Source organism: Massilia eurypsychrophila (assembly GCF_002760655.1).
Lineage (GTDB): Bacteria > Pseudomonadota > Gammaproteobacteria > Burkholderiales > Burkholderiaceae_D > JAFCUW01.
In genome coordinates this window covers 1-8,974 of the sequence record NZ_PDOC01000047.1, presented here as the reverse complement: position 1 = coordinate 8,974, position 8,974 = coordinate 1, and the positions used below count along the sequence as shown (strand labels likewise).

6 protein-coding genes and 1 pseudogene are annotated in these 8,974 nt (G+C 57.1%); 6 read left to right on the top strand and 1 reads right to left on the bottom strand.

Features of this window, described 5'->3' with window-relative positions:
- The 4 genes from CR105_RS26790 to CR105_RS26775 all read left to right on the top strand — a co-directional run.
- Positions 1-354: DDE-type integrase/transposase/recombinase (locus tag CR105_RS26790; RefSeq protein WP_143752822.1), on the top strand; the 354-nt coding region annotated here is incomplete at its 5' end.
- A 363-nt stretch (positions 355-717) separates the two neighbouring features.
- Positions 718-1,107, top strand: a complete 390-nt coding sequence (locus CR105_RS26785; RefSeq protein WP_099793958.1) for a phosphonate transporter — start codon at positions 718-720, stop codon at positions 1,105-1,107.
- Positions 1,104-2,471, top strand: coding sequence for a sensor domain-containing diguanylate cyclase (locus tag CR105_RS26780; RefSeq protein WP_229414148.1), 1,368 nt, complete (start codon positions 1,104-1,106; stop codon positions 2,469-2,471). Before CR105_RS26785 ends, CR105_RS26780 begins: the two co-directional genes overlap by 4 nt.
- Positions 2,461-4,242, top strand: coding sequence for a putative bifunctional diguanylate cyclase/phosphodiesterase (locus tag CR105_RS26775; RefSeq protein ID WP_099793954.1), 1,782 nt, complete (start codon positions 2,461-2,463; stop codon positions 4,240-4,242). The genes CR105_RS26780 and CR105_RS26775 overlap by 11 nt, the downstream gene beginning before the upstream one ends.
- Before the next feature lie 384 nt (positions 4,243-4,626).
- On the opposite strand, the pseudogene CR105_RS26770 reads toward CR105_RS26775, so the two are convergent.
- Positions 4,627-5,682: pseudogene (locus CR105_RS26770) on the bottom strand (Tn3 family transposase); the annotation flags it as partial.
- A gap of 650 nt (positions 5,683-6,332) precedes the next feature.
- Here CR105_RS26770 and CR105_RS26765 point away from each other — a divergent pair.
- On the top strand, positions 6,333-7,193 hold the full coding sequence (locus CR105_RS26765; RefSeq protein WP_099793952.1) for a sulfite exporter TauE/SafE family protein: 861 nt from the start codon (positions 6,333-6,335) through the stop codon (positions 7,191-7,193).
- Between the two features lie 339 nt (positions 7,194-7,532).
- Positions 7,533-8,462 (top strand): sodium-dependent bicarbonate transport family permease, encoded by a 930-nt coding sequence (locus CR105_RS26760; RefSeq protein ID WP_099793950.1) that lies wholly within the window; start codon positions 7,533-7,535, stop codon positions 8,460-8,462.
- Positions 8,463-8,974 lie beyond the last annotated feature (512 nt).

The following is an 8,974-nucleotide window of genomic DNA, read 5'->3' as shown; positions in this document are numbered from 1 at the left end:
AAGCGCTTCTTCGACAAGGCCATGGGAGCGAACGGCGATCCGGACAAGGTCGCGATGGACAAGAGTGGCGCCAACGAGGCGGCGATCGATGCGATCAACGCCGGCCGCGACGTGCCGATCCTGGTGCGCCAAGTCAAATACCTCAACAACATCGTCGAGCAGGACCATCGCGCCATCAAGCGGGTGACCAGGCCGATGCTCAACTTCAAATCGTTCCGGTCTGCCGGCTCCGTGCTCGCCGGCATCGAGCTGATGCACATGATCCGCAAGGGCCAGTTCGCAATCGACGGCGCTGATGCAATGTCGTTCGCCGACCAATTTTCTGTGCTGGCAGGAATAGTCCGTCCGGTTTGAGCGGCACAATGCCGTCCTAGGGAAATTCTGTCGTTTGATCAACAACGCGACAGAACCCGGGCGCGGCCATCGGCGACGACGGCGATATCCTCGATTCTGAGGCGGTTTCGGTCAAAATAGACGGTGCGCCCAGTCAAGGCGGACGTCGTTGTGTGAGGCTTGAGCATGAGGTCAACATAACAGAGTGGCGTCGGCAGTGGGGCTGTACAAAAATTATTCGTCGATCTGCACACTCGCCATCGACAAACATTGACCGGGCCGCTGAAATATGGGAGCATAATTTCCAGGCGGCAACAATGTATTGTACAACGCTGTCAAGCATGTAGCGTTAGATGCTGGTTCCGTTTTCCAGGAGTATTCTCAATGATAGACGTAATTCCCACATTTAATCAGTCCGACCTCGAGTCGCGTCTGGCCGCGCTCGATGCGCAAGGGCTCGACGCGCTCGATTTTGGCGTAATCGGTTTCGACAATGAGACCGTGGTTCGGCGCTACAATGAATTCGAGTCGAAAGCGGCCGGGCTGTCGCCCCATCGCGTGCTTGGGCAACTCTTGTTCACTGTCGTTGCTCCGTGCATGAATAACTTCCTCGTAGCGCAGCGCTTCGAAGACGCTCTCGAATCAGGTGCAGTGCTTGATGCGACGATCGACTATGTGCTCACTTTTCGCATGCGTCCCATTAAAGTTGCGCTGCGCCTGCTCGCAGCGCCAGGGGCTGCGACCCGCTACGTCCTGGTCAATCGTACATCGTGACTGATCAACCTTCGCCTGAAATCGGCGACGAACTCGAAGCGCTGATGCAGTTTCTGTATCTCGCGCCTGTCGGCCTGGTACAAACGGCGCTCGACGGCACAATCTGCATGATCAATCCAGTGTCAGCGCAGTTGCTGATGCCGCTCTCCCGAGACGGCAATCTGACCAATCTGTTTGCTGCCCTGGAAGGGGTGGCGCCCGCACTACGTCATTTGTGCGCCGATTTCCTCCCATCGCAAGGCGTGGTCTGTGATGGTATGTACATTCCCCTCAGCGCCGACAAGGGCCGTAAGTCAACAAGCAAGGTTCTTTCGCTGACCGTCGTCAAGCTTGGCGATACACGGTTGATGGCGGTACTGAGCGACGTCACTGTGCAGGTACGGCGCGAACGCGAACTCAAACAGACCGATGCCTGGCTTAACTCCATCCTCACCAACATCACCGATTACGCCATGTTCCGCCTCGACGGCCTTGGCCGGATCGCGGTGTGGAACGAAAGTATCGGGAGAATGATGGGATACGCGCCCGAGGCGCTGGTCGGCCAGCCTTACTCCATTTTCTCCCCCCCTGAGGCAACCACGCCGGAACATCTGTTGGACCAATTGCGTGAAGCGGACGAGAATGGCTGGAGCCTGAGCGAAGGCTTCCGCCTGCGCGCCGATGGCAGTCAATTCTGGGGCAGCGCCATGATCTCGCCTTTGCCGGATCAGGGGCCATCACCGGGCGACCACGGCGAACGCGAGGGCCTCGCCCCCGCCTACTGCTTGATCATCCGCGACATCAGCGACAAGCGGGACGCGAACGAGCGGCAGCGCAAGGCGACCTATTGCGACTACCTGACCGGTCTTGCGAACCGTCGTGCGTTCTTTGAAGCGGCTGAACTGGAGCTTGAGCGCAGGAAGCTGTCGACGCGGCCTACCGCGATGATCCTGTTCGACGCCGATCATTTTAAGGCCGTCAACAACCGTTTCGGCCACCCGGCCGGCGATGCCGTTCTGTGCCACCTGGCAGCGGCTTTGAGCGCGACATTCAGGGAGGTCGATGTTGTTGCGCGCGTGGGCGGCGAGGAGTTCGCGGTATTGCTGCCGTCGACCGATCTTGCCGGCGCAGCGGCGGTGGCTAACCGCCTGCGCACGCTCGTGGAAACGACAGCAGTCATGGTCGACGGCGAGCCGATACGCTACACGGTGAGTGCAGGGGTGGCGGCAATGGATTACAGCTTGACCGGGCTGGACGGCTTGATGAGGCGGGCCGACCAGGCGCTGTACGCTGCCAAGGCACGCGGACGCAATCGGGTCGATTGCTGGACGCCCGATCGCCCGACGTATAAGGATCATCTCAGCGGGGCCATCAGTGCAGCCTGATACAGTCGATGCGTACGAGTCGCTGATCCAGTTCCTGTATCGGGCTCCCATCGGACTGGTGCAGATCAGCGCTGATGGGGCCATCGAGCTACTCAACCCGATGTCCGCCAGCTTGCTGATGCCGCTGGCCAAAGATGGCGGGCTGGAGAACCTGTTTCACGTGCTGGCGACAGTCTCACCACAACTATCCTCGATGGCAGCCGACTTCGCCGCGCCTAGCGGCGTCGTCTGTGAATCCTTGCGCATCGACCTGAGCGCCGCCGGCGGCACCGACGCGGGACCGCAGTTTCTGTCGATCAGCCTGTTGAAGCTCGATGCTAACCGGCTCATGGCGGTGCTGGGGGATGCCACGTCCGAAATGCAAAGGGAACAAGCGACTTTGACGCGGCGCCTGAACAGCGCCGCGCGTATGGATGGCTTAACGAAGATGCCGAACCGCCGGGCTGTTCAGGAACAGGTCGAGCTCATGCTGGCGCGCTCAATTGCATCCGTGCACGGCGATTTTGCCGTGCTGTTCATCAATGTCGACCGCTTCAAGCAGATCAACGACACGATGGGCAATGCGGCAGGCGATCAGGTGCTCACTACCATGGCCGAACGCCTGCAAGCGGCCTTGCGGCCATCCTCGAACCGCATCGGGCTCGTTGGCGGACCGAGCCAAATGGCGGCGCGCATCGGCGGCGACGAATTCGTGGTCGTACTCGACGGCATGCGTCGGGCCGAAGACGTGGAAGCTATCGCGCTGCGCCTGTTGGAAGCGCTCGGCAAGCCCTTCCGGATGTCCGGCCATGAACTCAGTTGCAGCGTCAGCATCGGCGTCATTCTGGGCGCCGGGGCTGCCGGCGACGCCGATTCAGTCTTGCGCGATGCGAGCATCGCCATGGCGGAAGCCAAACGGGAAGGTGGCCGACGTTACGTCCTGTTCGAGACGTCAATGCGCGAGCGAGCCGCCCGCCGTGGAGATATTGAAGGCGACTTGCGCCGGGCACTGAACGAGGGCGAGCTGTTCGTCCTGTATCAACCGGTTGTCGGGTTCCTCGAAGGGGGCGGCAGCGACCATTCAGCTGGCGTCGAAGCGCTGGTACGCTGGCAGCACCCGACACGTGGTGTCGTCCCTCCGCTGGAATTTATCGAAGTGGCGGAGGAGTGTGGTCTGATCGGTGCGCTGGGCGATTACGTTCTGTCGAAAGCTTGCCGCGATTTCGTTCAGTGGCAAGAGGAACTTGGTGACGGCGCCCCGCGCCTGTTGGCGGTGAACTTGTCCCGCGCTCAGCTCGCGCAACCGGGATGGACCGATATTGTCATCGAAATTCTGCGTTCCAGTGGCATGCATGCTCAACATCTGCAGCTGGAAGTCACCGAAACCCTGGCGGCGCAAGATCGGCAGGTGCAGCAACGTCTGCACGAGTTGAAGGCGCTGGGCATCAAGCTGGCGCTCGATGATTTCGGCACTGGTTACTCCTCGTTAGCGAGCTTACATCTGCTGCCCGTCGACACGGTGAAAATCGACCGCTCATTCGTCTGCCAGGGCGACACCAGCGATCATCACCGGGTACTCATCGAGGCGACGGTCAAGGTGGCGCGCAGCCTTGGCATGGACACGGTTGCAGAGGGCATCGAAACGGCAGCGCAAGCCGGCGTGGTGCGTGAACTCAGATGCGACAAGGGCCAGGGATATTTATTCAGCAGGCCGTTGGCGGCTAGTGCGCTGCCCCATTGGCTGGCCGCACAGTCGACTACCCAAATGACGTTGGTGCCGCCGCCTGATTGACCGAGGCGGCCGAAATTCGTTGACCTAGGCGAATTCGCGCAAGCTCAGGCGCAATGCGGCTGCCGTCGGCGGCGCCAGATGCAGACTCGGTCGGCGCGACGGGTCAATTTGGCGTCGGCGTCAACAACTGAGTTTAGACAGCAATTGGAAGACTCAAAAAATACTGTTCGTTAACCCAGTGTTGCACTTAGAACTTGAAACCGCCCTGCTATGACCGGTTTGGGGCGATAGGGGTCGTTAAAGTAGCTCATACATGTGACGCTCTGCAGCCAGCGCGACGGCATCCTGACCGGAGAACGCCAGTGCTGCAATGTGGCCCATCGCTGTGAGAAGCAGAACCGGTCGATGAGATGGGGTTCTAAGCCGGAACCCTAGAAAATTCCGTCACCCCAAATCCAGTCCGGCCAGAAGCGTGTCCAGGTCGATCATTTTGCCGCCGCTGTTGAATGTGTAGTGCCCGTTCAGCAGGATGTGCCGCCAGGCCGCTGGCGATATCCGGGTGAGCAACGCAACGGTCTTGGCGTTGCCGCTGGCCTCGCACTTCGTCAGCAGGTGCGACAGGATGGCCGAGTTGTAGTAGATGATCGCGTTCGCGATCAGCCTGGCGCACTGGTTGCTGATCTCAATTTCGATGTCAGTCCGCCCAGTCAACTCCTTCTTTCCGCCGACCTGGGCGATAGTCGAGCGTAGCTGGTGATAAGACTCGATGCGGTTCTGCGAGCGATGGACGTTACGTTCCAGTTGCGGATCGCGCAGGTAGCGCAACGTGTAGATGCTGCGCACGAGCTTGTCGAACTCGAAGATCGCGCGCCGCGTCGGGTTCGTCGTGGTGTAGGTGCACAGCTTTCGGATCAGCGTGCCCTGGGTCATCTCCTTCAGCCCGAGCGTGGCGACGATTTGATCCATGTTCGGTTTTTCGTCGACGATCGCCGGGAGGTCAACCTGGCCGACCGGGCGGATCAGAAAGTTCTCGTACAGCGCCGGGTCGTCGGCGCAATACAGTTTTTTCAGTTGGTCTTCCATGTTGGTGAAGCGCGGCTCAAAGCGCGGGCCGAACCAGTACAAGATGGCGAAGTTGGCCTTGTTGACGCTATGCATGTCGCCGGTGATCGCCATTGGCACGATGTCCGACGTGTTGCGATACCAGATGTCGAACACATGGTGCGCCTCATATTCGTGCGCGCTGATCAGGTAGCCGTTGAGCGGCACGTGGTTGCATAGCAGGGTGTAGGCGACGACGCCCTTACCGCGTCCAAAGTATTTGCGCGAAGAGCGCGCCTTCACGGTTGGCCGCTCGACGCCTAATTTCTGACCATCGACGGCGCCGTACAGCGTATTGAGGTCGAACGAGTAATGCGGGAAGATCGGTAGCGCGGCGATGGCGTTGCTGATGCGGTCGTTGGCGGCCTGGAGCGATGCCTGGCGCAGGTACTGCTGGTAGGGGCGAATAGGGAAAACGGAAAAAATCGGGCGCTAAGCCACACCAGTCCGGCTTGACCGGCGGGCGCAGCAAACTGCCGGACGCGTTTTCCTCGAGGACAAGAGGCACAAGCTGTGACATTAACGTAATGTCACGCGTGTGCGCGCTTGAGCTGACCGAAATCGTTACCTAGTGACTCAGTCCACCTCGCCAACGGCAGTCAACCACACGCTCTCCCTGCGGTTTCACGTATAAGTTCATAAGAAAAATGTTCTGTTGGATAGCGCGCGCCTCATTTATTCTGCATGGCTCGACGGTTGCCTGCAGGTGCAGAATTTGAAACTCCGTGATCTTGATTTAGGCGATAACCCATATCGTTATACACATCTTTTTTCACTAATAAAATCAATGACTTGCAGCTGACCTTCTTGGGCACCGCCGGCAAGGGGGCAAGCGAAGAATCGGTGCGTTTGATACAAAAAACCTATTTTTTCCTCAATTTTTAGGCAAAACATCATGAAAATCGCTGCTCCGGGCGGAAATGACGCTGAGCGAAAAAAGATGTGTATAACGATATGACGATAACCCCATCAATGCAGAGCATCGGGAGCTTGGCATTCCGCCGCTGGAAGAAAGGGCTTTGCACCCAGGTGCGCATCCGATATTGGGCATGGCAATGTGGCTTGCCGTTTTCATGCTGATCGGGGCGACGCTGTTTTTGGTTGTGCGCCTTTTTTCTGCACACGGCGCCGTTGGGGCTGAACAGATCGTCATCGAAACACTGCAAAGCCGGATCTTCTGGAGCGCGGTGGCGGTTGGCCTATTGGCGCAAGTGATCGATGGTGCATTGGGGATGGCATACGGCCTCACGTCCACCACATTTCTCCTGGCCACCGGAGTCAGTCCGGGCGTGGCCAGCGCCAGTGTCCATATTGCAGAGGTATTCACCACCGGCGTTTCAGGTATCGCCCACGTTAAACTTGGCAATGTGAACAAGTCGCTGTTTTTGCGCTTGCTTGTTCCCGGTATTACCGGCGCCGTGCTGGGCGCTGTACTGTTATCGAACATTGATGGAAAAGTACTCAAGCCGTACATCTCCGTGTATCTTCTGCTGATGGGGATCTACATCATCAGTAAAGTATTTCGCAAGTTGAAAGCGGCAAAACACGCGCCCAGGCATGTCGCTAAACTGGCATTGTTTGGCGGCTTCGTCGATTCGGTCGGCGGCGGCGGGTGGGGGCCGGTGGTGACTACAACGCTGGTCGGCTCAGGGCACGACCCAAGAGCGACAATCGGCACCGTGAACTTTGCCGAATTCTTCCTGACCTTTGCCAGTGCAATCGCGTTTGCCTTGCTCATAGGCGAAGGGCCCTGGCCGATCGTGGCTGGCCTAGTGCTCGGTGGCCTGTTTGCTGCGCCGTTTGCTGCGTACTTATGCAAACGCCTGCATGCCCGTACGCTGTTAATTTTGGTAGGCGCGTTGATCTCGACCGTCAGTGTCTTCAACCTGGTCAAATCATTTTCAGGATAAGCCATTTTCCGGGTACGCCCGGCATATGTATGTCCGCTGCAGGGTTTTAAGCGAAAGAACAAAAAAAGGCCGCCCAGTCTGAGTGGACGACTACATCTTGCGCTTGCGGATTAGTCTTCGCGGCGCAGGTGGGGAACAGGATGACATCGCAGACATACGGCCAATCGGTGATGAGCATGAGCAGACAGATGTCAAATCGCGGATGTTTGCGCTGGCGCGGTGCTCGCTAGTGCTCAGCGGATCGAAATATCATTTGTTGCAACAAATAAGTTGCCATTGCTACTCATAACGAGGTGACATTGTCATCACCTTATCTCGTTTTACTTCCAAGAGCGCTACATGCCCGATATTGTCATTGCCTTCTTTGCCCTCGGTTTCTGCGCGGGACTGCTGAAATCAGACCTGAAAGTCCCCGACCAGGTCTATCAGACGTTGTCGATCCTACTGATGCTCATACTCGGGCTTAAGGGCGGCCAAGCCTTGCATGGGAAGTTCGAAATCGAAATGCTGTCCACTTTACTCCCCATCATGGCCCTGGGGATCATTATTCCGCTGGTTTGCTATCCTGTGCTGCGCAGGCTGGTCGCATTATCTATTGACGATGCTGCCAGCATTGCTGCTCACTACGGCTCAGTTAGTGCCGGCACATTTGCCGTGGTGCTGGCAATGGTCGAGCAGGCTGGCATTCGCCTGAATCCAGAAACAACCCTATATCTCGTAGTGCTGGAACTGCCAGCGATTATCCTTATGCTTTGGCTACATCGACGCCTGACTGGAACCAGCTCTGGTCATGGCCTGTTGCGGGAGGCGTTTACCAGCCGGGGCGTTATCTTGTTAGGTGGCGGCGTGCTAATGGGGTACGTATATGGCCCGGTCGGGTTGGCCTCGTTACAGCCGGTCCTGTTGGATGGTTTCAAAACAATGCTTGCTGTTTTCCTATTGGAAATGGGCTTGTGTACTGCCAAGGTTTGCAATCCTTTGCCCATGCATCAGTGGCGTTTAATGTTGTTTGCGGCACTGAGTCCTTTTGTCCTGGCTTGGTTAGGTATCGCCACCGCTGTGATCCTAGGTCTTCCACCCGGCAGTGCTTTAGTGCTAGCAGCGCTGTCAGCAAGCGCCTCCTACATCGCGGCACCGGCAGCTGTGCAAGCGTCCATACCTCAAGCGAACATTGGCTTGGCCATGCTTGCTTCGTTGGGAATTACTTTTCCAGTCAACGTTCTCATTGGTTTGCCTCTCTATGAAAAGTGGGTGCGGGCGGTCTACTAAAGTACCAATGAAGAAGCGCGTTTTTGAGGAGGCATGTCGCCCGTTGAGCTTCAATTGTTTCGAATCGGCTCACTCCGGTTATAGTCATATCGTTATACACATCTTTTTTCACTAATAAAATCAATGGCTTGCAGCTGACCTTCTTGGGCACCGCCGGCAAGGGGGCAAGCGAAGAATCGGTGCGTTTGATACAAAAAACCTATTTTTTCCTCAATTTTTAGGCAAAACATCATGAAAATCGCTGCTCCGGGCGGAAATGACGCTGAGCGAAAAAAGATGTGTATAACGATATGGGTTATAGTGGATCCTGAAATCAAGTCAATGGTTTAAGCTGTTGCCGGAAAATGGAGAACTGGCAATGAGCGATGTGAAAAAACGAAAAGTTGGCGGTTTCAAGTACCAAGCGCAACACTGGGTTAATTAACAGTGTCGGTCGGATGTTGTAGCAGTGCTATGTGCTGAGTATAAACGACGAGCGGCGATTCATAATTGAGCCTCGCTCTCGGACGTGT

Coding starts and splice junctions, on each gene's coding strand:
- CR105_RS26785 (WP_099793958.1), top strand. CDS start 718: ATGATAGACGTAATTCCCACATTTAATCAGTCCGACCTCGAGTCGCGT.
- CR105_RS26765 (WP_099793952.1), top strand. CDS start 6,333: ATGGCAATGTGGCTTGCCGTTTTCATGCTGATCGGGGCGACGCTGTTT.
- CR105_RS26760 (WP_099793950.1), top strand. CDS start 7,533: ATGCCCGATATTGTCATTGCCTTCTTTGCCCTCGGTTTCTGCGCGGGA.